The following is a 516-nucleotide window of genomic DNA, read 5'->3' on the forward strand; positions in this document are numbered from 1 at the left end:
CCTTTATGGGTTTTGGTCTTGAAAGTCGTGCGGGTTTTCTGCGCCGGTAAATCCAGCGGTGGGCGGTTCAGGCCGTTGTAAACACAGCCGGTGACGATGGGCCGGTCAATATCACCATTAAGATAGGAGATAATCACTTCCTGACCGATACGCGGGATCGCCATAAAACCGAAGCCGTTGCCGTTCCAGCCCTGTGCGACACGAACCCAACAAGACGCACCATCATCGGGCGGGTCATAGCGGTTCCAGTGAAAATGGACTTTAATCGCACCGTCTTTATTAACGAAGATTTCTTCCCCTTCCGGCCCGACGACCATTGCTGTCTCATCGCCGTCTGCCAGCGGTTTGTAGTGGAACGGCGGACGCCAGTCGGCAAGGCCATCGATAAAACTGAAATGATTGCTGAGCGTGGTGCCTTCGCCTCTATCGTGTCCCAGTGCTTGTGGACAGCGCCCGTGATGGCTGATACCGATTACCTGCCAGCGGGCATTCAGCGGTTTGTGCGGATGATTTTTT

General features: G+C 54.5%; 1 protein-coding gene. It reads right to left on the minus strand.

The window, feature by feature from the left end; all coding sequences use genetic code 11:
• Positions 1 to 516, minus strand: a 516-nt coding sequence (tssI, locus tag FE394_RS19125; protein WP_319927904.1) for a type VI secretion system tip protein TssI/VgrG, incomplete at both ends; no start/stop codon positions are given.

Source organism: Xenorhabdus littoralis, from assembly GCF_033949345.1.
Lineage (GTDB): Bacteria > Pseudomonadota > Gammaproteobacteria > Enterobacterales > Enterobacteriaceae > Xenorhabdus > Xenorhabdus littoralis.